Annotated in this window: 21 protein-coding genes and 2 pseudogenes; 8 read left to right on the top strand and 15 right to left on the bottom strand. The window is 64.0% G+C overall.

Annotated elements, in window-relative coordinates; genetic code table 11:
- Positions 1 to 90 precede the first annotated feature (90 nt).
- Entirely contained in the window at positions 91 to 618 is a 528-nt protein-coding gene (locus ABIB27_RS10895) for a Tn3 family transposase (RefSeq protein WP_354253875.1), read from the top strand.
- 52 nt (positions 619 to 670) lie between these two features.
- Positions 671 to 1,411 (top strand): annotated as a pseudogene (locus tag ABIB27_RS10890) (Tn3 family transposase); the annotation flags it as partial.
- Between the two features lie 483 nt (positions 1,412 to 1,894).
- Here the strand turns inward: ABIB27_RS10890 and ABIB27_RS10885 are convergent.
- Genes ABIB27_RS10885 through ABIB27_RS10875 form a run of 3 tightly spaced genes read right to left on the bottom strand, consistent with a single transcriptional unit; the run spans position 1,895 to position 2,806 of the window.
- On the bottom strand, positions 1,895 to 2,128 hold the full coding sequence (locus ABIB27_RS10885; RefSeq protein WP_354216275.1) for a hypothetical protein: 234 nt from the start codon (positions 2,126 to 2,128) through the stop codon (positions 1,895 to 1,897).
- Positions 2,125 to 2,658, bottom strand: coding sequence for a universal stress protein (locus tag ABIB27_RS10880; RefSeq protein WP_354216274.1), 534 nt, complete (start codon positions 2,656 to 2,658; stop codon positions 2,125 to 2,127). The genes ABIB27_RS10885 and ABIB27_RS10880 overlap by 4 nt, the downstream gene beginning before the upstream one ends.
- Entirely contained in the window at positions 2,651 to 2,806 is a 156-nt protein-coding gene (locus ABIB27_RS10875; protein WP_354253873.1) for a hypothetical protein, read from the bottom strand. Before ABIB27_RS10875 ends, ABIB27_RS10880 begins: the two co-directional genes overlap by 8 nt.
- Positions 2,807 to 3,266: 460 nt before the next feature.
- Here ABIB27_RS10875 and ABIB27_RS10870 point away from each other — a divergent pair, with 460 nt between their 5' ends.
- Positions 3,267 to 3,623 (top strand): S1C family serine protease, encoded by a 357-nt coding sequence (locus ABIB27_RS10870; protein ID WP_354216273.1) that lies wholly within the window; start codon positions 3,267 to 3,269, stop codon positions 3,621 to 3,623.
- A gap of 136 nt (positions 3,624 to 3,759) precedes the next feature.
- Here ABIB27_RS10870 and ABIB27_RS19450 read toward each other — a convergent pair whose 3' ends face one another.
- Complete coding sequence (locus ABIB27_RS19450) at positions 3,760 to 3,897, bottom strand: helix-turn-helix domain-containing protein (RefSeq protein ID WP_502909182.1); 138 nt, start codon at positions 3,895 to 3,897, stop codon at positions 3,760 to 3,762.
- A 109-nt stretch (positions 3,898 to 4,006) separates the two neighbouring features.
- Positions 4,007 to 4,357, bottom strand: a pseudogene (locus ABIB27_RS19445) (recombinase family protein); the annotation flags it as partial.
- 368 nt (positions 4,358 to 4,725) lie between these two features.
- On the opposite strand from ABIB27_RS19445, the gene ABIB27_RS10860 reads away from it, so the two are divergent.
- Positions 4,726 to 5,970 carry a permease gene (locus ABIB27_RS10860; protein WP_354253872.1) on the top strand — a complete coding sequence of 415 codons (1,245 nt, stop codon included), beginning with the start codon at positions 4,726 to 4,728 and terminating at the stop codon, positions 5,968 to 5,970.
- 566 nt (positions 5,971 to 6,536) lie between these two features.
- On the opposite strand, the gene ABIB27_RS10855 is transcribed toward ABIB27_RS10860, so the two are convergent.
- Positions 6,537 to 6,956: a PRC-barrel domain-containing protein gene (locus ABIB27_RS10855; protein ID WP_354216271.1), complete on the bottom strand. Its 420-nt coding sequence runs from the start codon at positions 6,954 to 6,956 to the stop codon at positions 6,537 to 6,539.
- A 510-nt stretch (positions 6,957 to 7,466) separates the two neighbouring features.
- The gene (locus ABIB27_RS10850; RefSeq protein WP_354216270.1) at positions 7,467 to 7,817 is read right to left on the bottom strand and encodes a hypothetical protein; all 351 of its coding nucleotides are present in this window, start codon (positions 7,815 to 7,817) and stop codon (positions 7,467 to 7,469) included.
- Between the two features lie 1,190 nt (positions 7,818 to 9,007).
- Between ABIB27_RS10850 and ABIB27_RS10845 the strand changes: the two genes are divergently transcribed.
- From ABIB27_RS10845 to ABIB27_RS10835, 3 genes are all read left to right on the top strand, one after another.
- Positions 9,008 to 9,715: a cytochrome b N-terminal domain-containing protein gene (locus ABIB27_RS10845; RefSeq protein WP_354216269.1), complete on the top strand. Its 708-nt coding sequence runs from the start codon at positions 9,008 to 9,010 to the stop codon at positions 9,713 to 9,715.
- On the top strand, positions 9,712 to 10,668 hold the full coding sequence (locus tag ABIB27_RS10840; RefSeq protein WP_354216268.1) for a hypothetical protein: 957 nt from the start codon (positions 9,712 to 9,714) through the stop codon (positions 10,666 to 10,668). The genes ABIB27_RS10845 and ABIB27_RS10840 overlap by 4 nt, the downstream gene beginning before the upstream one ends.
- A gap of 310 nt (positions 10,669 to 10,978) precedes the next feature.
- The gene (locus ABIB27_RS10835) at positions 10,979 to 11,791 is read left to right on the top strand and encodes a slipin family protein (protein ID WP_354216267.1); all 813 of its coding nucleotides are present in this window, start codon (positions 10,979 to 10,981) and stop codon (positions 11,789 to 11,791) included.
- Between the two features lie 219 nt (positions 11,792 to 12,010).
- Here ABIB27_RS10835 and ABIB27_RS10830 read toward each other — a convergent pair whose 3' ends face one another.
- Both ABIB27_RS10830 and ABIB27_RS10825 read right to left on the bottom strand, forming a co-directional pair.
- Complete coding sequence (locus ABIB27_RS10830; RefSeq protein ID WP_354216266.1) at positions 12,011 to 12,400, bottom strand: hypothetical protein; 390 nt, start codon at positions 12,398 to 12,400, stop codon at positions 12,011 to 12,013.
- A gap of 348 nt (positions 12,401 to 12,748) precedes the next feature.
- Positions 12,749 to 14,080 (bottom strand): APC family permease, encoded by a 1,332-nt coding sequence (locus ABIB27_RS10825; protein ID WP_354253871.1) that lies wholly within the window; start codon positions 14,078 to 14,080, stop codon positions 12,749 to 12,751.
- A gap of 128 nt (positions 14,081 to 14,208) precedes the next feature.
- On the opposite strand from ABIB27_RS10825, the gene ABIB27_RS10820 reads away from it, so the two are divergent.
- Entirely contained in the window at positions 14,209 to 14,667 is a 459-nt protein-coding gene (locus ABIB27_RS10820) for a universal stress protein (protein ID WP_354216263.1), read from the top strand.
- A gap of 99 nt (positions 14,668 to 14,766) precedes the next feature.
- Here ABIB27_RS10820 and ABIB27_RS10815 read toward each other — a convergent pair whose 3' ends face one another.
- From ABIB27_RS10815 to ABIB27_RS10790, 6 genes are all read right to left on the bottom strand, one after another.
- Positions 14,767 to 17,184, bottom strand: a complete 2,418-nt coding sequence (locus tag ABIB27_RS10815) for a glycoside hydrolase family 65 protein (protein WP_354253870.1) — start codon at positions 17,182 to 17,184, stop codon at positions 14,767 to 14,769.
- Positions 17,181 to 17,960, bottom strand: a complete 780-nt coding sequence (locus ABIB27_RS10810) for an HAD family hydrolase (protein ID WP_354216261.1) — start codon at positions 17,958 to 17,960, stop codon at positions 17,181 to 17,183. The genes ABIB27_RS10815 and ABIB27_RS10810 overlap by 4 nt, the downstream gene beginning before the upstream one ends.
- Before the next feature lie 263 nt (positions 17,961 to 18,223).
- Positions 18,224 to 20,752, bottom strand: coding sequence for a plasma-membrane proton-efflux P-type ATPase (locus ABIB27_RS10805; protein WP_354253869.1), 2,529 nt, complete (start codon positions 20,750 to 20,752; stop codon positions 18,224 to 18,226).
- Positions 20,742 to 21,884: a class I fructose-bisphosphate aldolase gene (locus ABIB27_RS10800; RefSeq protein ID WP_354216259.1), complete on the bottom strand. Its 1,143-nt coding sequence runs from the start codon at positions 21,882 to 21,884 to the stop codon at positions 20,742 to 20,744. The genes ABIB27_RS10805 and ABIB27_RS10800 overlap by 11 nt, the downstream gene beginning before the upstream one ends.
- The gene (locus ABIB27_RS10795; protein ID WP_354216258.1) at positions 21,881 to 24,322 is read right to left on the bottom strand and encodes a phosphoketolase family protein; all 2,442 of its coding nucleotides are present in this window, start codon (positions 24,320 to 24,322) and stop codon (positions 21,881 to 21,883) included. Before ABIB27_RS10795 ends, ABIB27_RS10800 begins: the two co-directional genes overlap by 4 nt.
- On the bottom strand, positions 24,315 to 25,313 hold the full coding sequence (locus ABIB27_RS10790; RefSeq protein WP_354216257.1) for a carbamate kinase: 999 nt from the start codon (positions 25,311 to 25,313) through the stop codon (positions 24,315 to 24,317). The genes ABIB27_RS10795 and ABIB27_RS10790 overlap by 8 nt, the downstream gene beginning before the upstream one ends.
- Positions 25,314 to 25,343 lie beyond the last annotated feature (30 nt).

Genomic DNA, 25,343 nt, shown 5'->3' with positions numbered 1-25,343 from the left:
GAATCCTCGGAATAATCATGTTTATCCCTAATTAGGGATAACCACGAGAAGGGAAGGATTGAGCGGATCCCGTACGAGCTCTGTCTGCTCGTGTCGTTACGGGACTCATTGCGCCGTCGCGAGGTCTTCATCGATGGGGCAGGTAAATGGCGGGATCCGGAAGATGACCTGCCCCAGGACTTCGATGCTTCCCGCGAGCTCCACTACGAGGCTTTGCGGAAACCGCTGGACCCGGCCAAGTTCATTTTTGATCTGCAGTCCAGAATGACCCGATCACTGGAGCAGTTGGATAACGGGCTGCTGGCCGATACCACCGGCGGGGTGAAGATCAGCAGACGCCGTGGGGCTCCGTGGATAAAGGTGCCCAAGCTGGAAAAGCTCGAAGAGCCGGCGAATCTGGGCAAGCTCAAGGACGAGGTCCTGTCACGGTGGGGCACGCTGGACTTACTCGAAGTCCTCAAGGAGGCGGACTTCCTGACCGGATTCACCGAGGAATTCGTCTCCGTCGCCTCCCGTGAGGTCCTTGACCGTGAAACCCTGCGTCGGCGGTTGTTGCTCTGTCTTTTCGGGCTCGGTACGAACATGGGCATCAAAGCCGTAACTGAAAGCCGTAACTGATGCCGGCGGCCATGGAGAGAGCGAGCGGGAGCTACGCCATGTGCGCCGGACATTCATTACGAAGGACAATCTGCGTCAGGCCATCGTGAAGGTCGTCAACGCCACGTTCGAGGCCAGGAATCCGGAGTGGTGGGGTGAAGGGAACGCCTGCGCGTCGGATTCGAAGAAGTTCGGTTCCTGGGAATCGAACCTGATGACCGAGTGGCACAACCGCTACGGCGGGCCCGGGGTGATGATCTACTGGCACGTGGAGAAGAAGTCGACGTGCATTTACTCGCAGTTGAAGAACTGCTCCTCGTCCGAGGTTGCGGCGATGATCGAAGGCGTCCTGCGCCTTGACACCGATGCTGAGATTGAAGCGAACTACGTCGACACCCACGGGGCCTCGATCGTGGGGTTCGCGTTCACCGAGCTCCTTGGGTTCAAGCTGCTGCCGAGGTTGAAGAACATCGGCTCGATCCGCCTCTACCGGGCCAGCAACGAGGAGGCCTACGGGGAGATCAACCCGGTGCTGTCCAGACCGATCAACTGGGACATCATTGCCCAGCAATATGACCAGATGGTCAAATACGCCACTGCCCTCAAGCTCGGCACTGCCGAATCGGAGGCAATCCTGCGCCGCTTCACCCGAGGAGGCCCCAAACACCCCACATACGAGGCCCTGGAAGAACTCGGACGTGTCGTGCGGACAATCTTCGCCGCCGGCTACCTCGCCAGCGAAGACCTACGCCGCGAAATCAACTCGGGCCTGCAGGTGGTGGAGAACTGGAACAGCGGCAACGACGTTGTCTTCTAGGGGCGACTTGTGAAAAGGTGAAATATCCGACGCTAGCGCGATATTTCACTAGAAACGATCAGCCGTGGGCCCAGACGACCAGGACGACATCGTGGTCGCGTAAGTACACGTCCTGTTTTCGGACAAAATGGGACGGTGGCAGCCCACCGCCCGCAGCTGGCCCGCGCTGCCCACGCTGCACCTCCGCGCACCTTCATCTGGATCCTCGGGCCCGCGGACGAACCGGAGGTAGGCGCCCGAAGCTCACCCGGACCAGGTCCGCCACGTCCAACAGCTCTACGACGCAGGGGACCACACCGTCCAACGCATCGCCGACCTGCTCCAAGTTCCGCGCTCCACGATCTACGGCCACCTCACCAAATCAAGCATCGGACGTCGGCTCACCGCCGGCGCCCCGGCCCGGCGTAACAGCAGCTCCGGCCAGTACCCCTGCTATGCGGCCCTCACCCCGCTTAGCGTGGCTTTCCCGAGCATTGGTCCTCAAGCCCCATACCCGTAGCCGGCCTCTGCGTAGGGCAGGGGCCGCTGCTCGAACACCCCGTTTAAGTAGGAGCCAGGCAAGCCGTGCGGCTCACCCTCGTCCAGGATGGCCCGCCAGCCAATATGCCCGTTGGAGAGCGCGAACACTGATTCCGTCTGGGCCAACAGCCCAAGATCCTGACCTGTTTCCCGAAGACACGACGGTTCGGTCACAAAGTCCGGATGTCCGATCATGACCGGAGGCCTTCACGTCCGGGATCGGGGACGATGACGACCGGGCAGCGGGCGTGGGCCACCACATGCTGACTCACCGAACCAAGCAGAACCCCGGCGAAACCGCCATGGCCACGGGAACCTACCACCAGCATGGCCGCGTCCTGGCCTGTACGAATGAGCGCTTCTGCGGGGTGCCCCTCGACGGCCTCGCACCTGATCTTCACCCCATGTCGTCCCGCGGCGTCTTCCCCGATCCTGGTTATCTCGGCGGTCGCTTCATCAGCCAATTGTTTCGCCGTTTCGCCGGAGGGACCGATCCGCGGGGTCCATGCGTTCTGGGCCGGGTAAAATTCGGGAGGTTGCCAGGCAAAGACCGCAAGGGTTGTGACGCCGCGTAGCTTCGCCTCCGCGAGTCCCCACTCCAAGGCCGCCAGCGATCCCGGAGAACCGTCCACCCCCACGACAATCCCTCCGTCGCCGCGGGAGGCACCTGGAACCCGGACGGGTTCGGATGCGCTCGGATCAACCGTTGCTCCGTTTTCACTCATGGTCCCGTTCCTTCCAAACGTCCTTCTCCCAGGTGTGCATTCCGTGGTTCGTTACCGGTGGAACATGACCCAAGATAGGGGCATCGCTGATGTCGGCGTCATTGGTGGCGGTCAACGCGTGGACATGAACATCCGTGTTGGTCCACATCTCGCAAGCTCCTTTCACTGGAAAGTGACGCACGAGGTAATCGAAGATCCCGCAGGTCCGGGGCGCTGGTTTCATTATGCTCTTCCACCCACCACTCAAGAACATGATTTAAAACTGCCTTGCCGGCGCAGCGTTGGGCCCGGCTGACGCGTGCCGCAAGGGGCTGGGCGGTCCGATCTGCCGATCGGATCCCGGGTGGCCCTCCAGAATCCGATCACCTGCTAAACCGCCCGCGGGCATCCACGGCGGCTCCGCGGTCGAAGCATCGGGACCCGGGGGCTTTCGACCCGTTTGGTCGGTGGCCGTCCTGCAATCCGGATCCTCGTGGGAACCGCAGAACGGTTCCCTGACTCGTCCGCGCTCGACGAAGGGCGCGTCTCGCTCAGTTACGCGGAGCTGCTCCGTGAAGTGAAGCGGTACGGCCGGCGCCACCGCAGTCACAGAGGCCGATGACGAATTGTTGAAGAGCGGCACGGTCAAGCACGCGGTCCTCGGCGTTGTGCCGACCGACATTTCCCCGCAGGTCGCCCAGCAGTTTAGCCTTTCCACGGCGAAGGGCGCCCTCGTCCTGGATGCGCAGCCGGGAGGCCCGGCCAAGAAGGCCGGCATCCAGCCCGGGGACATCATCACCAAATTCGCCGGAACCCCGATCAACAACGCCCTGGAACTGACCGCGGCTCTCCGCCAGAAAGAACCGGGCCAGAAGGTCGATGTCGTTGTCCTGCCTGGCCAGGACAACAAAACCTTCAACGTCACCCCGGGGCAGCACCGGCAAATAGCCGCGACGCACCCGGGCCGGTTCCGGGAAGCAGGTTGACTGCCCGGCATCACCAGGGGTCTTTCGTGTCATTTTCAATACTCGGCTGCACTGGTTGAGTTGATTTTCCGGGGGTTGTGCAGGCGAGTGGTGAGCGGTGAGTTGTCCGTGCTCGTCTGCACAGAGGGTCATTTGCTCAGTACACGCCTGCACGATTCGACGGCGGCGTTCTATTGGGGCCCGGTTGAAGGTATTGGTAGACGGTTTGGCGGCTGACCCCGAATTCCCGGGCGAGTGCGGCTTTCGCCTCGCCGGCGGCGGCACGCCGTACCAGGTCGGCCGCCTGCCCGGGGGTTCAGCGCCTTGCCTCTGCCTTTGTAGATGCCGGCCTTTTTGGCCAGGGTGATTCCTTCGCGTTGGCGTTCCCTGATGAGGGCCCGTTCGAACTCGGCGAACGCCCCCATCACGGAAAGCAGGAATGTCGCCATCGCGGTGTCGTCTCCGGTGAAGGTCAGGTTCTCCTTCACGAACCGGACCTGCACCTTCTTCTCGGTCAGCCGGCGGACGATGGCGCGCAGGTCCTCGAGGTTCCGGGCCAGGCGGTCCATTGAGTGCACCAGGACGGTGTCGCCGTCGCGGGCGAAATCGATCAACGCATCCAGCTGCTGGCGGTTTTGGTCCTTCCCCGACGCCTGGTCCATGAAAACCCGGTCGAGATGCTCGCCGTCGAGTTGGCGGATCGTGTTCTTGTCCAGCGAGCTGACCCGTACATAGCCGAAAGTCTGGCCAGTCATTGTTCCCCACCCCATAGTGGCAGGGCAACGCTAAGAGCCCGCCACCCAAGTGTCAAGAAATGTCGATCTCGACCCCAGCCTGCCACGTATCCATTGGCATCGGTTCACACCGGTTTTACGTCTGTTTGGGGTACACCTCAACTGGGCATATCACCTGCGCATGTAAGGATCGTGCAGACGACTTCTGAAATTTGTGCAGTCTGGTCCGGAAATGACAAAACGGGTGCAAAGCCAGCACTCTCTCGTCGCCGGCGTCAGCCAAACCCCAAAAATTTAGAAAGCCACATGACTGACCTTTCAAAACGTGCGTAACCAGGAATACCCCCCAATTGGGTAGTCGCACAGCTTAAAGAGCAAAGGATGAATGCATGATCATCTTGGAAGCAATCGGCGATGTTCTTGCCATCGCGGGCTCGATGGCATGGCAGATCCTCTGGCCCCTGGTGCTCGGATTCACCCTGTCGGGTGTGATCCAGGCGGTTGTACGCAAGGAGCGAATCATTGCTCTCATGCGTGATGACTCCCCTCGCTCCCTTTCGATTTCGGCTGTTCTCGGCGCTGCGTCTTCGTCGTGCTCCTACGCAGCTGTCGCCCTGGCGCGGGCCTTGATTCGCAAGGGTGCCAACTTCACGGCCGCGATGGCGTTCGAGATCGCATCGACGAATCTGGTGCTCGAGCTCGGGCTCATTCTGGCGTTCGTGATGGGCTGGCAGTTCACTCTGGCGGAATTCGTCGGCGGCCCGTTCATCATCGTATTCGTCGCCCTCGGGTTCCGGATGTGGATGCGGAGCAAGATTGTGGATGCCGCCCGGGAGCAAGCCGACAAAGGTCTGGCCGGCTCGATGGAGGGTCACGCAGCGATGGACATGTCCGTCGCGGCGGAAGGCAGCTTCTGGAAGAGGCTGTTCTCCCGCGCCGGCATCACCTCGGTATCTCAGTACTTCGTGATGGATTGGGCGGCCGTGCTCCGCGACATCCTGATCGGGTTGCTCATCGCGGGAGCGTTCGCCGCATGGGTTCCGAAACCCTGGCTGCAAGCGATCTTCTTCGTCCATGACCCGGTCCTGGCGTTCATCCTCGGACCACTGATCGGACCGCTCATCGCGGTCATCAGCTTTGTCTGCTCGGTCGGAAACGTACCCCTCGCCGCAGTCCTGTGGAATGGCGGCATCAGCTTCGGCGGAGTGATCAGCTTCATTTTCGCCGACCTGATCATCATCCCGATCATCCTCATCTACCGGAAGTATTACGGCACGAGGGCGGCACTGCGCATCACCGCGATCTTCTACGCGGCGATGGTGCTCGCCGGTTATGTCGTCGAGCTGACCTTCACCCCCCTGCACCTGGTCCCGACCAACCGGCACCTCTCGATCATCGAGGCCGGTATCAGCTGGAACTACACGACCTGGCTCAATATCGCCTTCATCCTCCTTGGGCTGGTCCTGCTCGTGGTGTTCTTCCGTAGCGGCTCCGGCAGCATGCTCAAAATGATGGGCGGCTCACCCACTGCCGGACGGGATCACCCCAGCCACGATCACTCCAGCCACGATCACTCCGGCCACGAAGATCACGCCCATCGACACCCCGACTCATCGGACAACCCTCAGGCATGACAAGGATCACGGCTACCCGTAGCCGGCGTCCCGCAAGCCGCTCCCCTACAGACACGGAGGGCTGTGCAGAGGAGTAGTGAAATTTGTGCAGACGACTTCTGAAAGTGACATTTCGGTTCGGGGGCGCCGTGTCCCGATCTGCACGTTCCGGGTGACGTTTTCGCCCATTCCTACAGTGTTCGTACCGCCCGTTGATGTGCGTTTCAAAGTGAAAGCTCACAGTCTTCTCTACCTCCTTATCCTGCGTGGTTGGGCCACCAACCTCGCCAGCGTCCGGGAGATCGGCTTGTAGATCCAGAGCCAGCATCGATCACGGCTTTATTGCGACGCCATCGATAATTCCGTGGAGCGATGCAGGAGCAATCAACCGATCGACGGAATGCAGTTCATGCATCTCCACCCGGGGAGCTTTCCTCTCGGCACTGGCTACGTCCCGTGGAGTGGTGTAGTTCCCGGCCTCTTAGTAGGAGCCATCGTGCGATGCTCAGTGAGTACCTGCTGCCCGGACACCGGGCCCGGGGTCCCGACAGGTCCGGTCCCGGGGCCGGACGGTCCGAGACCCCCGGTCAGTGCGAGAAAGGGTAGCCGGGATAGAGATACCCGGCGCTCCAATACGGCGCGTAGTTGTAATGGCCGAAGACCGCTTCCTGATAGGCCCGGGTGCTGCTGAGCTCCGGGGCATATTCCGGAGCCCCTGCTATGTGTTCGCGCGTCCGGTCAACGGTGACCTCATCGACGCTGATGCCGGTGACGGCATCGACCGGGATGAAAGCATGGTCCTTACCAATGCCGAGGAACCCGCCTGAGGCGACGATCAGAAACCGCACCTTGTCATTGACCGGGTCGATGAGAAGGTCCTCGATGCTGCCGATATCCTCGCCGTCGCGGGATTTCACCGAGTATCCGCGGACATCTTCCTGCCCCAGGGCGACGGTTCTGTCGGTGTCGCTGAGTTTCACCAGTTGATGGGTTTCATCTGCAGTCATCGCAACGCACTCCAATATTCGGCTGGTTCCACACTCGGCCCGTGTTCCCTCATGCTAAGAAACCGACCCGGTCAAGGCAATAGGCAGGCGGCCGTGGTGCAACTAAACGGGTCTGCCGCGCCTGAATGTCCGCAGACCGGGGCCTTGGCGGTGCGTAAGCGGATCCAAGCAGTGCGCCATTTGTCCCAGCCCGGCTGGCCCTCGAGGTCGCAGAGCTCATACCTCCCGTGGTGAGGGTCTTGCGAAAGGACATGGAAGATCCAGATCATGATCAACCTGAACCTCTCCCGGTGCCCGAAGCCGGATCTCCACCATTCCGCTGATTCTTTGTCTCCGGTCTGCTCACGGCTCCGCCCTCGTTCTCCCACCGTCCGACCTGTTTCCGCTGCGCCGCGCGGTCTTGCTTTCCCCGGGCCAGCCTGGATATCCATCATTGGATTCGATGCTGGTCGCGTCCCGGTTGACGCAAGGGCGCGTCGTCCTGATTCCTGGTGCCCATTGTTCACCGGCCTAGCCGGGTTCGATCCGGCCCATCGGGGTGCCGCCTTTGCGGTGGTCACGTCGCCCAAAGGTGGTATCTAGCACGCTCACCATCTTTCGGAGCGCCCCGTTCAACGCATCGTTGGCCGAGGAAGCATTGTTGGTGACGACTTCCGGATTCAGGCCCTCCGGCCGGGCCTCGAGCAGACAGCGGATGTCATCGCCGGTGCTCCGTCCGGCGCTCTCATCGCTCAAGTGAACTTCCACGCCCGTCAGGTACGAATCGAATCGTCCGAGCGTGGCTTCCACCGTCGAGGACATCTCGATACTGGACGTCTCGGAGAGAGCAACATTGTGGTCTGAGTTGATAATGACGTGCATGGGCGCCTCCAAGGCCTCTCCGGGCCACTGTTCCGTTCCAAGATGTTGCGGCGGTTCACCGGGACAGTTCGCGGCTCCACGGGTCATGCTACGCCGGCAACCTGCCCGCGAGAAGGTTCCGGGGCTAACCCTTCCACGCCGGGAGAGTCTGCGGGTCCGCTCTCCCAGCCTGCGCGGCCGCAGCAAGCTTTTGTGCCCCACGGGAAGGGATCTGGATCAGTCATGCAGCAGGGCCCTCAGGGGTGTAGGGGTGCCGTCGCGGAGCATGGCCCAAAGGACGTTGAGTCGTCCCTTCGCTGCTTTTGCGGTCGGCCTGGTCCCGTGCGGCGGGGCGGCCATTCAGGGCTGGGAGCCCGGAGAGATAGGAGACCCGCAGCAGCCTGCGGTCGTAGCTGCCGCGTCCGCGACAGTGGCGGCTGCCGGTGATCCTCCCGGAGTACTGGGGGGCCGAGTCCCGGCGACGGGCCTACTCCGAGCGGAAACGCAGCGAAGACAAACGCCACACGATCAGGCACTGGTGGCACTGCCCCGAAGACGCTGCGACACCCCTACGCCATGTTCCGGGACCACCTGCCATACCCACAGCGCCGCATGACCTGAATATCATTCGCCCTCGGGCGTGCTCGGGCGGGCAAGCCCGGCCGGCGGCGGTCAGCTGCGGCTGTCCGCCGGGCCTGCAGGGTTCGGGTGGGGCAGCTTGTGAAAAAGTGGCGTCTGCCGCCGCGTGGAGGGATTTCCACGTAGATGATGACTCCGGAGGCGGTTGGTAAGTTCCGGTGTTTGCGGGGCCACCCCGGCTGGGTTCCTCAAGCCAGCGACGATTCAGTCCTCGGAGATCGGGGCGGCATTCGGGTCTTCAGCGTCGCCGGCGTCGTTGCCAGTGCCACGTCCCTCCCGGGTGTGGCTGCGGAACCTGAAAAGTGGGCAGCGTGACGGCGGTAACGGTTGATGCACGGCGCTGTACTCTGAGTTTTGAAGGTGGTTCCTGAGGTATCCCGATATGCCCTTCCTGGGCAGGAGGCCGTTATGCGCGGATCGTTTGTGGTGGAGACTGGAATATCGGATCCCGGAATTTATCTTGGATGGGGTAATTTCCTGATTCAGTTCGGGAACCTGATTGTCATCGTTCTGATGATCGTGTTGTTTGTGGTTGCGTTGTTCCTCCCGTTTCCTCGCGGCAAAGGCCGGAAATGACCGCCGACGGCAATTCCGCTGCCGATGCGGTGGAAGAAGAGCCCCGGTTCTCGACCTGGACGGGTAAAACGCGCGGCTGGATGCTGCGCCGGCTTCCCCCGGAGAAACTGCTGCCGGAGGACCAGCCCAGCTACGTCGCGTCGTGGATCTATGTGTTCGGCATGGGCGCCATCGCCGCGCTGGTCTACATCATTATCTCCGGCTGCATCCTGGCGTTGAACGGTCCAGCCTGGTACCACGTCTCCGGGCTGGGCCATTTCATCAACAGCACCCACTTGTGGAGCGTGGAGCTGTTCTTCATGTTCATGGTGATCCACCTCTGGGGCAAGTACTGGATGGCGGCCTGGCGGGGTGGCCGTGTCCTGACCTGGATCACGGGGATGATCGCGTTCGTCGTTTCCATTGTCACTGCGTTCACCGGATACCTGCTCCAAACCAACTTCGACTCGCAGTGGATCGCCTTCCAGGCCAAGGACGCCCTCAACGCCGTCGGGGTCGGGGCCTGGTTCAACGTCGCCAACCTGGGCCAGATCCTGATGTGGCACATCACCCTTCTACCCCTGGCGGTGGCCGGCGTCGTCGCCCTGCACGTGCTGCTGGTTCGGATGCACGGGGTAGTACCTCCGCTGGAGGCAGCGGCAACCGACGCGCAGCTCCAGGAGGACCTTCCCGGGAGCGCCGCCGGGGAAGGTGAGGACCAATGAGTAAGAAACCAGCCCCGATGTCCTGGCGCAAGCGGGACGATATCGCCAGCAGGCCATGGCGAGGCAGGGCACGCGAGTACGACCTGTTCAAGGAACTTACGGTCGGCGTCATTGTCGTCGGTCTGCTCGTGCTCGGACTCTCTGCGGTCTTCAGCTCTCCGGATGATCCCAGTGTCACCCTCAAATCGTGGGCGACAGCGGCGCCGTCGGATTTCGTCGCGACCGCGACCGCGGAACTAGGAGGCACCAGTAAAACCGCCGGGTACGGCCCTCCGTACAATTCAACACCGGATGCATCGCAAAAGCTCGGTCCGATCGATCTGCAGACGTTCTCCGGCGTCCGGATTCCTATCGATACCGCCAACGATTTCGTCATCGCCCCGCTGAAGTCACTGCCCTCACCGCCCAGCGCGGTGTCCGACTGGACCGCCGGAACAGACCAGCAGCACACGGACTGGGCCGCAGCCTACACCGATGCCCTCTCGAAAGCTCCCGATAACGACCCTGCGAAGGTTGCCAGCGGCGACTACGGCCCCGTCCCCGCGCTCACGGGAGCTCTGCTCACCATGGCCCAGCAAGGAGCCCTGGACGGGGTGCTCCAGGCCAAAGGCTCCTTCTATAGCACCGATTACACCCCCAGCGTCTTGTTCCTCGGAGACGGAACCTATTTCCCAGGGCTGGCCGACACCGCTCACCTGACCGGGGACCAGTGGGGCATGATGAACGAGACCGGTAACTATCCAGGCCAATCCTGGCTCTGGCTATTCTCCTTCCTGTATCAGGTGGAGCCGATTAAATCCTCCCCCAACGCCGACATACTCGTCGTCTCCATCATGGTCCTGCTGACTCTTCTGCTGACCCTTGTCCCCTTCATCCCGGGGCTCAGGTCACTGCCCCGCCGCGTCCCGATACACCGACTGATCTGGAAGGACTACTACCGACGGGTGCGATAAACCGACGCAGGCCCCACTGGTGTTCGCCGGTACCGGCGCTCCGCGGCTATTGGGCCGTCCCCCGCTTGGGCGCCGGGCGCGCTTAGTACAGGGTTTCATAAGGACCAGGCACTGCTCCTGGCCCCTTCGGTTCCCCTTTCCCGGGACAGAACTGGTAGGGACATCATCACCATTCGCCGGAACCCTGATAGGTGCGTCTCGTCGGCGAGGCGCTTTTTGCGCGTCTTGGTGGGACCATTGAGGAGGGGCGCCTGTCACGGAGCCGGCCCGGCGCCGGCACGTCCTGCTCAAAGCCAGGGAGGGGATCCTGATGGACCCCACCATTGTCATTGTCATCATCCTTGTAGTACTGCTGCTCATCGTGGCGAAAATGTCGATCCGGATCGTGCGTCAATACGAGAAGGGCGTCCTTTTCCGTCTCGGCAGAGTCATGGGAGTCAGGGATCCGGGTTTGCGGCTGATCATCCCGGTTATTGACCGGTTGCCGCTGGTGAGCTTGCGGATCGTGACCATGCCGATTCAGTCTCAGGGCATTATTACCCAGGACAACGTGAGTGTCGACGTCTCTGCGGTGGCATATTACCGGGTCGTGGACGCTGTGAAGTCTGTGGTCGCGATCGAAAACGTGGCCTCGGCCATCGACCAGATCGCCCAGACGACGCTGCGGAAAGTCGTCGGCCGCCATACGCTGGACCAAACCTTGTCCGAGACCGAACGGATCAATATTGACATCCGTGAAATCCTCGACGTTTTGACCATCGATTGGGGCGTCGAAGTGACTTTGGTGGAGCTGAAGGACATCCAGCTACCCGATAGCATGAAGCGTGCCATGGCCCGCCAGGCTGAGGCCGAACGTGAGAAGAGGGCGAAGATCATCGCCGCTGAAGGCGAAGCCATCGCCGCGACAGCCCTTGGAGACGCTTCCGATACCATGATGGCCCACCCGCTGGCCTTGCAGCTCAGGAACCTGCAGTCCTTGGTTGAAATCGGCGTGGATAAGAACACCACCGTTGTCTTCCCGGCTCCGCTGATGAGCACTATTGGTGAACTCTCCGCGTTCCTGGCCCGTGAAAATGTGGCCGCAGCATCCTCCAACGGCAAGACACCCATCAAAGCGGCATAAGCCCTAACTGGATGGACACCACTGTTGGTCGTTGCCGAAAAGGCGAGCACAACGCAACACCTTGGACGGCCTGCGCCGCGTTCTGGCCGGAAGAACTAGCGGACTCGAATCGGTAGCCCTCGGAATTCAATCGAACACGCCCAGCGTCCGCGACCAGGAGCCAGACCTGCCTGAATAACGATGCAGCGGTCGGGCCGTGCGTCCGGACCGGATGTGCTGTCACTCTGTGTCTGCTTCGGCGTCTGCTCCGCCATCGCGTTGGGGGCCCACGGTTCCGTCCGTACCGTAGTCTCCCTCGGCGTATTGGCCGGTTTCTGTATTTGCGGTTCGGCCGTGGACCGTTCCGGCGGTGCCGTAGTCAGCTTCCACGAAGCGTCCGGATTCTTCTGCATCTTTGTCAGTTGAAGCGGTCAAGGCTGCCTCGCTGCCGGCTGCACCATAATCGCCTTCGGCGTATTGGCCTTCGTCGTCGCCAGCGTGGCGACCGGCTTCAGTGCCGGCTTCGCCGTAGTCGCCTTCCACGTAGCGGCCGCGGACCTCTGCGTCCTTTGATTTCCGCCCGCCGCGCGGCTCGCCGGTGTGCTCTTCGAACTCGTTGCTTTGCGACATGTTCCTGCCTCCACGCAATCAGTTGAGTGGTCTTCCCACGGTTCCCATTCTAACGAGGGCAAGAGCACACAAGTAGTCGCTGACGGGCGTCATGTTCATGCAACCGTCAAAGAATAACGTCCGGGTCTGGCTGTGATTCGCAGGACGCTCACCGGGAGGTGTGAGACCGCGATCACGACCTCTGGACCGGTTCAGGCCTGCGGCGCTCCGGCTCCGCCAGGCCCCGCGGGCGGGCCTGCAGGTCATGACCACGGCCCGACTGCACGCCGGCGCCAGCGCGCGAAGGCCGCTTGCAGGGTCGGTCTTGCCCGAGGCCGGCCGGAGCTTGTCTTCAGACGTTGGGCTGGTTCACGCCCCACCGGCTTTCGCGTTGTGTTTCCGGTGCCGGACGAAGGCGAGCCGCAGGACGGAGACGGAGGTCAGGGATGCTCCGATGAGCAGTAAGGTGGCCTGGTCGTGGAGGATCATCAGGACGATCAGGGCGCCGAGGCAGGCCAGAAACCCGGTGCCGCTGACCAGCCGTGGCCAGAATCCCGGCAGGACCCGGGCGGCGAGAAGGTTCGTGGTGCCGAAGACGGCCAGGAAGACCGCCGATCCGAAGGTCAGCAGGGCTGTGATGTCCGGCAGCATGGCGAAGGCTGCGCCGAAGACGGCCAGGAAGACGAGCGCGGTGACGGGCAGGCCGGACCGGGTTTTTTCGAATGCGGCTGGCAGCTCGTGCGCCAGGGCGATTTCGTGCATCTGGCGTGCTGTGGAGAACAGGGTGGCGTTGATCGCGGAACCCGCCGCCAGGAGCGCTCCGAGGCTCGCGATCCAGTATCCCGCCGTCCCGAGGGCCGCCTGCCCGGCAGCGGCGAAGGCTACTTCCTTTTGGGCCACGATGATGCCGTCGCTGACAAGCATTTGGGAGCCGATCGTCACGGTGACGTAGACCAGTGTGACGATCGCGACCGAGAGGTAGAGCGCCCGCGGCAGCGTCCGGCGTGGTTTAAGGAGGTCGTCGTAGTCGTAGGAGAGCAGTTCGAACCCCTCGTAGGCGACGAAGATCGATGCCGAGGCCACGATGACACTGGCCGGGCCCTTGTCATCCAGCGGAGCAAGCCTCTCGGGGGAGAAGTGCGCGAACCCGATCGCGGAGATCAGGGCAAGTACGGCTACCTTGATCAGGACCACAAGGTCTTCCGAGAGTGCCGATGCGCCCACGCCGCGCAGGTTGATCCCGAGGAATACCAGCAGGATCAGGGCCGCGAATCCGTTCGCGAACGCCCCCGGCAGACCAAACGCGTGTGCAGCGTAGTGGCCGAAGGTGAAGCCATAGACCGCTAACGCGATCAGATACCCGAACATCAGTAACCAGGAGATGTAGGAGCCGGTGCGCGGGAATCCGGCATTGTGGAGGTAGACGAAGAGGCCGCCGGAGCGTCCCGCCCGTGCCGAGAGCGCCGCAAAGGAATGCGCGGTCACCATGGCGATGGCTCCTCCGATGATGAAGCTTCCGACAGCAAGGTGCCCGGCAAGTGCGACGGTCACACCCAGGACGCTGAAGATGCCCCCGCCGATCATGCCCCCGACAGCCATCGCAACGGAATCACGCAGGCGGAGCCGGCCCAGTCCCTTCTCCCGGTGCGCGGCCGTCCTGGGATGAAACGCCGCCTTGGGTGCCGGAGGTCCGCTCTTCATATCCTGCGCCCGATCTCCATTCCAAGGACCGCCGGCTTCCGTGCCTGTGCCGACGGTACCACCAACCCTGAACGGCGCGGGCACGTGAGGTCTAGGATGCTCATTGAGGCCGGTGAAAGGGAACACAAATGACCAGTAACAGCTCATTCACGATCGTGGTTGGTTTTGACGGATCCGAACATTCCCAGACAGCACTGAACTGGGCGATAGAGGAGGCCCGGCAGCGCAACGGCCGGCTCCGGCTGATCACGGCATGGAACAAGCCGCCGATGGCCTGGTATCCGGCCGTGCTGGAAACGGCGGCCGGTGAAATCGCCGCCGAAGAGTCCCCGGAGCAGATCGCAGGGACGCTCCAGGCTGAGGCGCTGAAGTCCGCTGCAGATGAGGGCGTGGCCGCCACCGGGCAGCTCGTTCCCAGTGATTCACCGGCTTCGGCAATACTCGACGCCGCCAGGGATGCGGATCTCATTGTTGTCGGTTCCCGCGGGCACGGCGGATTTCCCGGACTGCACCTCGGCTCGGTCACGACCCAGGTCATCAACCACGCTCCATGTCCTGTCCTGGTCGTCCGGCCCAAGGCCTCCTAAGGAGCGAACTCGTGGCGGTCTTCGGGTGTACGAATAGACCGATAACCGGGCGCGTCTCGTCCGAGGCTCCTCGGACGATTGACGCCCTGGTCGCGGGCATCATCGGCTGGGTCGCCGATGGGCCGGAGCCCGTCCGCGCGGTTGGGTCGGAGCCGCTCGGGTAGGTTCGCCGTGGTCCGGAGTCGCAGAGTTGGTCCGGGTGACCGGGTTTGAACAGCTCACGGTGAAAGGGGTGTCCTCGTGCAGCAGCGTCAGTGGGTCACCGTCGTGCAGGCGGTAGGTTGTGGTGTGCGGGCCGATCTCAACGCTCAGGCGCCGGTCGCGCACACAAAGGGAGACGGCCAGGCGTGTGATGCCCGCGGGGAGGTGGGGGGCGAAGGCGAGGGTGCCGTCGCGTTCACGCAGCCCGGCAAGCCCTGGGACGAGCGCGATCCAGGTCCCGGCGAGCGACGCTGCGTGCAGGCCGTCGCGGGTGTTGTACTCGAGGTCGTGCAGGTCCATGAGGGCGGCTTCGGTCAGGTAGTCGTAGGCCAGTTCCAGATGGCCGGTCTCGGCGGCCACCACCGCTTGGGTACAGGCCGACAGTGAGGAATCGCGCACTGTGATGGCTTCGTAGTGGGCGAAGTTGCGGGCCTTCTGCGCGGGGGTGAATGCCTCACCGCGCAGGTGCATCGCCAGCACCAGGTCGGCCTGTTTGACCACCTGTTTTCGGTAGAGGTCGAAATAGGGCACGTGCAGCAGCAGCGGGTACTGCTCGTCGGTGGTAGCGGCGAAGTCCCAGCTAGCGTGGCTGGTGAATCCCTCGGATTGGGGATGCACTCCGAGGGTGTGGTCGTAGCCGATGACCATGGATCGCGCCGCGGCACGCCACGCAGCGATTTCCTCGGCGTTGATGCCGAGGACGCGCGCCTTATCAGGGTGTCGCCCGGCGGTCTCGGCTGCGCAGAGAAGATTGTGCTGTGCCATGAGGTTGGTGTAGATGTTGTTGTCGGCCACAGCCGAGTACTCGTCGGGGCCGGTCACGCCGTCGATACGGAACCCGCCCCGTGCGTCATAGTGCCCCAGCGAGCACCATAGCCGCGCTGTCTCGGCCAGCAGCTCCAGCCCTATATCTCGCTCGAATGCCACATCGCCGGTGGCGTGAAGGTAGCGCACCACCGCGTCGGCGATGTCGGCGCCCAGGTGGAAGGCCGCCGTCCCGGCCGGCCAGTAGCCGGAACATTCATGTCCGGCAATCGTGCGCCAGGGAAACACCGCCCCGGCCAGCCCGAGCTGGGCCGCCCGCTCGAGCGCCTGGGTCAGGATCGAGTGCCGCCACGCCAGTGCGTCGCGCGCGGCCTGCGGCGCACTGTAGGTGAGCACCTGCAGCACGTAGGTCTCCGTGTCCCAGAACGCGTGCCCGTCATAGCCGGGGCCGGTCAAGCCCTTGGCCGGAATTGCCCGTCCCTCGGCCCGCGCGCCGGCCTGCAACAGATGAAACAACGCGAACCGCACCGCCTGCTGCACCTCGGCGTCACCGTCGAGTGCAACGTCGGCACGGGACCAGAACTCATCCAGGTAGGCGCGCTGCTCGGCCACCAGCCCCTCCCACCCGCTCTGCCCGGCGGCCGTGAGGGCGGCGGCGACCTGATCGGCGACCGCCGGTTGCGATCGGACCTCCGACCAGCCGTAAGCGACGAACTTGACCAGCCTCAGCCGCTGCCCTGGCTGCAGGGTCGCGGTAAACGACACCCGTGCCAGGTCCGGTGTGCTCTCCGCGACGACCTGCACCGAACGTGGACCCTCCGAGCCCAGATTCTCCGGTGGATCCAGGCTCGCCGGGGCTGGGCCGTGGATGTCGTGCGCCATCCCCGCGCCCACCCGGATTCCACTGACGGCGGTGTGGTGCAGCAGCAATCCCCCCGTGTCCGCGCAGGCGTGCTGCTCGGACACCAGCGGCGCCCGCAACCAGGCGGCCTCCCGCGGGTCGCCGCTGCTGGGAGGCAACGCCTCGTTGGCGACCAGCTCGGACTGCAGAACGACCCGCACCTCGTGGTCGAGGGCTTCGACTTCGTAGCAAATCGCGGCCACCGCCCGCTGCACCAGCGACACCAGCCGCCGTGAATGCACCCGCACCGCCCGCCCTCCCGGAGACACCCACCGCACCTCACGAGTGAGCAGTCCGGTCCGGAAGTCCAGTACCCGTTCGTGGGAGAGCAGTTGCCCGTAACGGATGTCGAAGGGATGATCATCGACCAGCAGCCGGATCAGCTTGCCGTTGGTGACGTCGATGACAGTCTGCCCCGCTTCGGGGTAGCCGTATCCGGCCTCGGCGTAGGGCATCGGCCGCGACTCATACACTCCGTTCAGGTACGAACCGGGCAGCCCGTGCGGCTCCCCTTCGTCCAGGTTCCCGCGCCAACCGAGATGCCCGTTGGACAACGCAAACAGCGACTCGCTCTGCGCCAACACATCGAGGTCAAGACCGGTCTCGCGCAGCGACCACGGCTCGACCGCGTAAGCCGGGTGGCTGATCACGTCCGGTCCAGCAGTTCAGCCAGGTCGGCCACGACGATGTCGGCGCCCGCGGCGCGCAGCGCGCGGGACTGCCCGACCCGGTCCACGCCCACCACGAACCCGAACCCGCCTGCTCGCCCTGCCTGCACACCGGAGAGGGCATCCTCAAACACCGCCGCCCGCCCGGGCGCCACGCCCAGCGCCCGGGCCGCCGCCAGGTAGCTGTCCGGCGCAGGTTTACCCGCCAGCCCCTCGGCCTGCAGGCTGAGACCGTCGATGCGGGTCTCGAACAACTCCGCTATACCGGCGGCTCGGAGCACCTGATCGCAGTTGGCGCTGGAAGAAACCACCGCGGTGCGCAGCCCAGCGGTACGAGCCGCCCGCACGTAGCGTACCGACCCTTCGTAAGCCTGCACACCGTCGTGGCCGATCCGGCGGACCAAAATGTCATTCTTAATCCTGCCCAGCGCAGTGACCGTCTCCGCTCCGGCCTGATCGTCCGGGCCGCCTGCCGGCAGCTCGATGCCGCGGGAGGCCAGAAACGAGGCCGTGCCATCAGCCCGGGACTTGCCGTCAACGTAAGTGTCATAGTCGGCTACCGCGTCGAACGCCACGAACGGTGTCCCGAGCCGCCGAGCCCGCGATTCCAGGTATGCGTCGAACATCTCCTGCCACGCTGCCGCGTGAACCGTTGCCGTTGCGGTCAACACACCATCCAAATCGAACAGACACGCAAGCGTCGCCGCCGGCAACCCCACCGACCTTGAGACCACCGGTCTCTCAGCTGCGGGTGTCATGCCGACCCAAGTCAGGCAGACACATGCATGAGCCAGCCTCCGTGGCGGTGCCGGCCAGCGGAAGAGACTGCTGCAGGCTTACCTGGTCCTTTCGCGTCGCGAACAACGTATGTCGCGCGGTCACGAGAGCCTCCGGACTCGGGCGAGTGCGCACGGGCCGCGGGTGTTGGCAGGCCGCACTGTTGTCGTGGTAAACGAGGTCGCCCGGGTTGGTGCCGGCGTGAAAGGCGGAGGTCTTCGTCGGAGACGGGCCGTGGGCGGGATCATGACGACGTGCCTTCGCTCAGATTCTCCGAGTCCGGCCTGGTCGTCGTCGCGGGGTCAAGGATGCGGTAGGCAAGTATTTTGATGCGGTCACTCGCCAGGGCCCAGATGATGGCGTAGCTCCAGACGAAGCCGGCCCAGCCCCAGCCCAGCGGGGTCATGAACAGCCCGTAGACGGCGATCAGGGTCGCGATGATCTGGGTGCCAAGAACTGCCATCCACAGGATGCGGGCCGGGCGGATAGACCAGAACGGGCCGCGGGTGCGGGTGAGGAAGATCGTGAGGTGCCCGGCAACCGAGAGCATCAGGTACATCATGGTCTGCAGCTGGGGGCGGCCCAGGTCGAAGACCCGGTCGCCGAGGTAGAACAGCCCGAACGCGGCAATCGGCCCGACGACACCAAGAACGGTGGCGATACCCAACACCAGACGCATGTTCCAGGCTTCGGGCTGGTCCTTGTAGTGGACGTTGTCGTAGGCGATGGACAGAATCGCGCCGTCGTTGAGCAGCGCCAGCATCACGATCATGATCGCCGTGACGGGGAAGAAATTGAAGACGAGGAATGACCCGGTCACGAACAGCAGCACCCGCAGTGTTTCGGCGATGCGGTACATGGCGTAGGAGTTCATCCGCTGAAAGATCTTGCGGCTTTCCTTGATCGCGTCAATGATCACCGCCAGCCCGGGGGTGAGCAGGACGATGGCGGCGGCGGCGCGGGCGGCGTCGGTGGCCCCGCTCACGGCGATGCCGCAGTCGGCTTTCTTCAGGGCGGGGGCGTCGTTGACCCCGTCGCCGGTCATGCCGACGATGTGGCCGCGCTGCTGCAGGACGTCGATGATGTGGAACTTGTGCTCGGGGAAGACTTGGGCGAACCCGTCGGCGGTCTCGATGGACCGCACTCTCACCGGGGTTTCCTGCTTCTTCACGTCACCGAGGCCGGCGGCGTCGAGGATGTTGGTGCCGAGCCCGACCTTGGCCGCGGTCTCTTTGGCGATTGCGATCGCGTCCCCGGTGACCATCTTCACGCTCACGCCCATCGCCCGGGCGGTGGCAATGGTGGTCTTGGCGTCTTGGCGGGGCGGGTCGAACAGCGGGAGCACGCCCAGGAACGTCCATTCCTGCTGGGCGTCGGCGCGGGCCACCCCCAGCGACCGGTAGCCGCGGGCGGCGAAGTCGTTGACGGCGGACTCGACGGCCGGTGTGTTCTTCGCGCTGTCCCCTGCGAGAGCGAGGATGACCTGCGGGGCGCCTTTGCTGACCTTGAACGTCGTCCCGTCAGCGCCGGTGACGGCGGCCTCGGTGCGTTTGTCGACCGGGTTGAACGGCTCGAAGTGGGTGATCGTGTAGGGCTCCAACGCGCCCTTGTCGGGAAGGCCACCGAGCACGGCGAGATCGATGGGGTCGTCATTGTCGGGGCGGGAGGCCAGCGCACCGGCCAGGATGACCTCGTCGGCCGTGACGGTGTCGATGCTGAACGGGTCACCCAGGGTGAGTGCGTTCTGGGTCAGCGTGCCGGTTTTGTCCGCGCACAGCACGTCCACGCCGGCCAGTTCCTCGATCGCGACCAGCCGGCTGACGATGGCCTTCTTCTTGGCCAGCAGCCGGGCACCGACCGCCATGGTCACCGACAGCACCGTGGGCATCGCGACCGGGATCGCCGCGACGGTCAGCACGAGAGCGAACTGCAGGGTGGTCAGGACCGCGTCACCGCGCAACAGCGAGGCGAGCACGATCACGGCGACGAACACTGCCGCGAGGATGATGAGGTAGTTGCCGATCTTCAGGACGGCCTTTTGGAAGTGGCTGACGGTATGGGCATCGGCGACCAGTTCGGCGGTCTTGCCGAAGTAGGTGTGGGTCCCGGTGGCGTAAACCAGCGCGCCGATCTCGCCGCGTCGGATGATCGAGCCCGAGTACACCGGACTGCCGGGCGCACAGGTCGCGGGCAGGGACTCTCCGGTGAGTGCGGATTGGTCGACCTCGATCTCGTCGCCGTCCAGTAGACGGGCGTCGGCGGGGACGATGTCACCGAGCCGCAGACGGACCACATCGCCGGGCACCAGTTCCCGTGCGGCCGGGGTCACCCATTCGCCGTCACGTCGCACGCGGGCCGTGACTGCGAGTTTGGCCTTCAGCGCCTCGATGGCGTTACCGGCTTGGCGCTCCTCGGTGTAGCCGACCACGGCATTGGCCAACAGCAGCAACAAGATGATGAAGAAGTCCGGCCAATGCCCGACCGCGCCGGAGAGGATCACCGCAGCCTCGATCATCCACGGAATCGGTCCCCAGAAGTAGGACAGGAACTTCAGCAGCGGGTTCGTCTTGTGCTCGGCGATCTCGTTCGGCCCGTACTGGATCAGGCGTTTCGCCGCTTCGGCCTGGCTCAGCCCCTCAGCCGAGGTACCGAGCTGCCTCTGGACTTCCGCCATAGGCAGCGACTTCAAGTCGTGCTTCGGGTCAGGTTGAGACGTCTCCGAGCCACCCGCCGTGGACTCGGCCGGCGGGGACCTGGTGCCGTCAGTGCTCATGGCGGACATCCGTCTGGTCAAAATGGGTGTCGGTACCGCGGCGGGCATCCCGATTGGATGTCACCCGTCGTTGGAGGGCCTGCTGGGCGGTGGCCGCATTCGCGTCGTTGCCGTCCCAGATCCTCAAGGCGGGTTGCTGGATCGCGCGGCCGAAGGAGAACGCCACAGGCCACGGCAGGGGTGGGCCGTTGCGGCTGTTGATGGCGGCAAGCCGGGCCGTGGCAAGGTCTCCGGGCTGGCCGCCGGAGAGGAACGCGATCCCGGCGACCGCGGCCGGAACAGCCCGCCTCAGGCACGCCCGGGTTGCCTCGGCGACGGCCTGGACCGGGTCCTGGATAGGACAATCAAGGCCGGGAAGGATCATGTTGGGTTTCAGGAGCATGCCCTCCAACACGACTCCCTGTTCTGAGAGTTGATTGAACACGACACGAAGCACATCTTCGGTGACCTGGGCGCACCGCGCCAGAGTGTGCTCACCGGTCATCAGCACTTCCGGTTCGACGACCGGCACAAGGCCGGCTTCCTGACACAGCGCAGCGTAGCGTGCCAGCGCGTGCGCGTTGGCACGTGTGCAGGCCCGGCTGGGGGTGGCAGCACCGATGGTGAACACGGCCCGCCATTTCGCGAAGCCGGCGCCCATCTGGCGGTACTCGGCCAGACGGGCGCGTAAGCCATCCAGGCCTTCAGTAACCTTTTCCCCCGGATGACCGGCCATCGGTGTCGTACCGAGGTCAACCTTGATGCCCGTGGCAATCCCGGCTTCGAGCAGTACGCCCAGGAACGGCACGCCATCCGCGGTATGTTGCCGGATTGTCTCGTCACAGACGATGACACCGCTGATGCTGTCCCCAAGCCCCGGAGTGGTGATGATCAATTCCCGGTAAGCGCGGCGGGCCTGGACGGTCTGGGGGATCCCGAACCGGGCGAAGCGCCGGTTGCAGGTGGGGATCGATTCGTCGATCGCCAGCAGGCCCTTGTCGTCGGCCACCAACGCCCGCGCGGTGTCCAGCAATGCGGTATTGATCAGGGCACCGCCGATTGCGCCGGTGCCAGCCGGCGGGGAAGATGTCCCCGGCGTGAGCGTTGTCAGGCCGGGAGCCGGGGAGGGGAAGGCCGGTGGTGTGTCGGTCATTGCCATGGGGTCCACACCCAGTCGCGGATCTCGGGCAGGTCCTGGCCGTGTTGGTTGATGTAGAGGTTGTGTTCAATGAGTTTGTCCGCCATGGCCTGTTTGAGATAGTCCCCGGTAGCGCCGAGTTGGGGGAGCCGGTCGATGACGTCCTGGACGAGGTGGAAGCGGTCGAGCCGGTTTTGCACGCGCATGTCGAAGGCGGTAGTGATGGTACCTTCCTCAATGTAGCCGCGGACGTGCAGGTTGTGGTTGGTCCGCCGGTAGGTCAGGCGGTGGATCAGGGTCGGGTAGCCGTGGAAGGCGAACACGATGTGCTTGTCCTTGGTGAACAACGAGTCGTAGTCCTGGTCGGAGAGGCCGTGCGGGTGCTCGCTCGCGGATTGCAGCTTCATCAGGTCCACGACGTTGACGACCCGGACCTTCAGCTCGGGCAGGTGCTCACGCAGGATCGAGACGGCGCCCAGCACCTCAAGGGTTGGGGTGTCTCCGCAGCAGGCCAGGACGACGTCGGGTTCGGCGCCGCGGTCATTTCCGGCCCACTCCCAAATCCCGATTCCCTTGGTGCAGTGGACCTCCGCCTCGGCCATGGAAAGCCATTGCGGCATGGCGTGCTTGCCGGCGACGATGACGTTGACGTAGTGGCGGCTTCGCAGGCAGTGGTCGGCCACAGTGAGCAGGCAGTTGGCGTCCGGCGGGAGGTAGACACGGACGATGTCGGCCTTCTTATTCACCACATGGTCCAGGAAGCCGGGGTCCTGGTGGGTGAAGCCGTTGTGGTCCTGCTGCCACACGTGGGAGGCCAGCAGGTAGTTCAGCGAGGAGATGTCACGCCGCCACGGCAGGGCCTTGGTGATCTTGAGCCATTTGGCATGTTGGTTGAACATCGAGTCGACGATGTGGATGAACGCCTCGTAGCAGTTGAACAGTCCGTGGCGGCCGGTGAGCAGGTAGCCTTCCAACCAGCCCTGGGACTGGTGCTCGGAGAGCATCGAGTCCAGCACCGAACCGGAGCGGGCCAAAAACTCATCACTCTCGACCGTCCGGGCTTCCCATTGCCGGTCCGTGACCTCAAACACCGCACCGAGCATGTTTGAGAGCGTCTCGTCCGGGCCGAAAATCCGGAACGTGCGTCGTTCCGCGTTCAGCGCCACGAGATCGCGCAGGAACTCCCCCAGGACTCGCGTATCCTGCGCTTCCACAGCGCCGGGGGCTGTCACGGCAACCGCATGGGTCCGGAAATCGGGCATCTGCAGGTCCCGCAGCAGCAGTCCGCCGTTGGTGTGGGGATTGGAGCCCATCCGCCGTTGCCCGGTCGGGGCCAGTGCCGCCAGCTCGGGCAGCAGCCGCCCGTCCTGGTCGAACAGCTCCTCGGGTTTGTAACTGCGCATCCACCGTTCGAGCTGTCCGATGTGCCCGGGATGGGCCTCGTCCACCAGCAACGGCACCTGGTGCGCCCGAAAGGTCCCCTCAATTTGCAGACCGTCAACTACCTCGGGCCCCGTCCACCCCTTCGGAGAACGCAACACGACCATCGGCCACCGCGGCCTAGTGGTGCCGCCGCCGACGCGCGCATTGGACTGGATCGCACGGACGTCCTCAATGGCCCCGTCCAGTACGGAAGCCATCAGCTCGTGCATCGCCTCCGGATCATCGCCCTCGACATAGCGCGGGTCCCACCCGCAACCACGCAAGAACGCATCCAACTCCTCGGGCTCGATGCGGGCCAGCACCGTGGGGTTGCTGATCTTGTACCCGTTCAGGTGCAGGATCGGCAACACCGCCCCGTCGCTGACCGGGCTAAGGAACTTTGTGGAGTGCCAGGCGGTGGCCAACGGGCCGGTCTCAGCCTCCCCATCGCCGATCACGCAGGCAACGACCAGCCCCGGATTGTCGAAGACGGCACCGAAGGCGTGGCTGAGCGAGTAGCCCAGCTCCCCGCCCTCATGGATCGAGCCCGGCGTGGTAGGAGCCACATGGCTGGAAATGCCACCCGGGAAGGAGAATTGCATGAACAACTTCTTCATCCCCGCCTCGTCCTGGCTCACGTCCGGATAGATCTCCGAATAGCTGCCCTCAAGATAGGTGTTCGCGACCAATGCCGGTCCGCCATGCCCAGGCCCGGCGACATAGAACATGTCCAGCCCGTACTTCACGATCACCCTGTTCAGATGCACGTATATGAAATTCTGGCCCGGAGTCGTCCCCCAATGCCCCACCACCAACGGCTTTACGTCCCCGAACTCCAGCGGACGCCTGAGCAACGGGTTGTCGTAGAGATAGATCTGTCCCACCGACAGATAGTTCGCCGCACGCCAGTAGGCATCCATCCGGGAAAGGAGTTCGGGATCCAAGGATGAGGCCAGCGTTGTGCCCTCCTCAATTCCTGCCCGGCCAGGCACCGGAATCGCTGTGCTGACGGACTTGGTCGGCTCAGTCATGCTGTTGCTCCTTTGACATGGGTGACCCGGGTGGGGCCTTGGCCGTCGACGCACCAGGCGTGCTGTCGTGCGCTTCCGGCGGCGAGTTGCGACCGGTGATCGTGGTACCTGCGCTTCCGCCCAAGACGGCAGCTGCCTCAGCGAGGGCACCGATCGCGGAAGGATGACCGGTCGCGGCGGTGAACCACGCACCCGCGGCAACCTTCGGACCCATCGAGCCGGCCGGAAGCTGCAGTTCGGCCAATTTCTCAACGCTGATGCGATCAATGGGACGCGCGTGCGGGGTGCCGAAGTCGCGCATGACTGCCGCGACATCGGTGAGAAGGAGCAGCCTGTCCGCACCCACATCAAGGGCGATGCGGGTGGAGGTATAGTCCTTGTCGACCACAGCCTCGACGCCGCGCAGCTGCCCCGACAGATCCCGGACGACGGGCGAGCCGCCGCCGCCGCAAACCACCAGCGCGCCGATGTGAAGCAGGTGCTGGATGCAGTCCTGTTCGACGATCCCCAGCGGCTGAGGGGAGGCCACGACCCGCCGCCAGGACGAGCCGTCGGCGCGGACCTGCCAACCATGTCGCGCGGCCAGGGACTCGGCCTCACTGCGGGGGTAGGTCCGTCCGATGAATTTCGAGGGTGAGGCGAACCCCGGGTCTGCTGCGTCGACGACGGTCTGCGTGATCACCGCGACGACCGGACGCAAGACGCCGGCGTTGCGCAACTCCTGCGTAAGCCAGTACCCGATCATCCCCTGCGTCTGGGCTCCGAGAGCGTCCAACGGGTAAGCCGCGGTCAGTGACGGATCCGCTTCGCTCTCCATGGCCAACAGCCCGATCTGGGGGCCGTTGCCATGGCACACGATCAGTTGGTGTTCGTCAGCGAGAGGTGCAAGAGCAGCTGCGGCCTCGCGGATATGGTGCCGTTCAACATCGGCGTCGGGCCGGTCCTTGCGTTCAAGCAGCGCATTACCGCCGAGCGCGACCATGATGCGCATATCAGCTATCCAACGCGCAGACCAAAACCG

The organism is Arthrobacter sp. UYEF21 (assembly GCF_040546085.1).
GTDB lineage: Bacteria > Actinomycetota > Actinomycetes > Actinomycetales > Micrococcaceae > Arthrobacter.
This window is presented reverse-complemented; position numbering and strand designations above follow the sequence as displayed.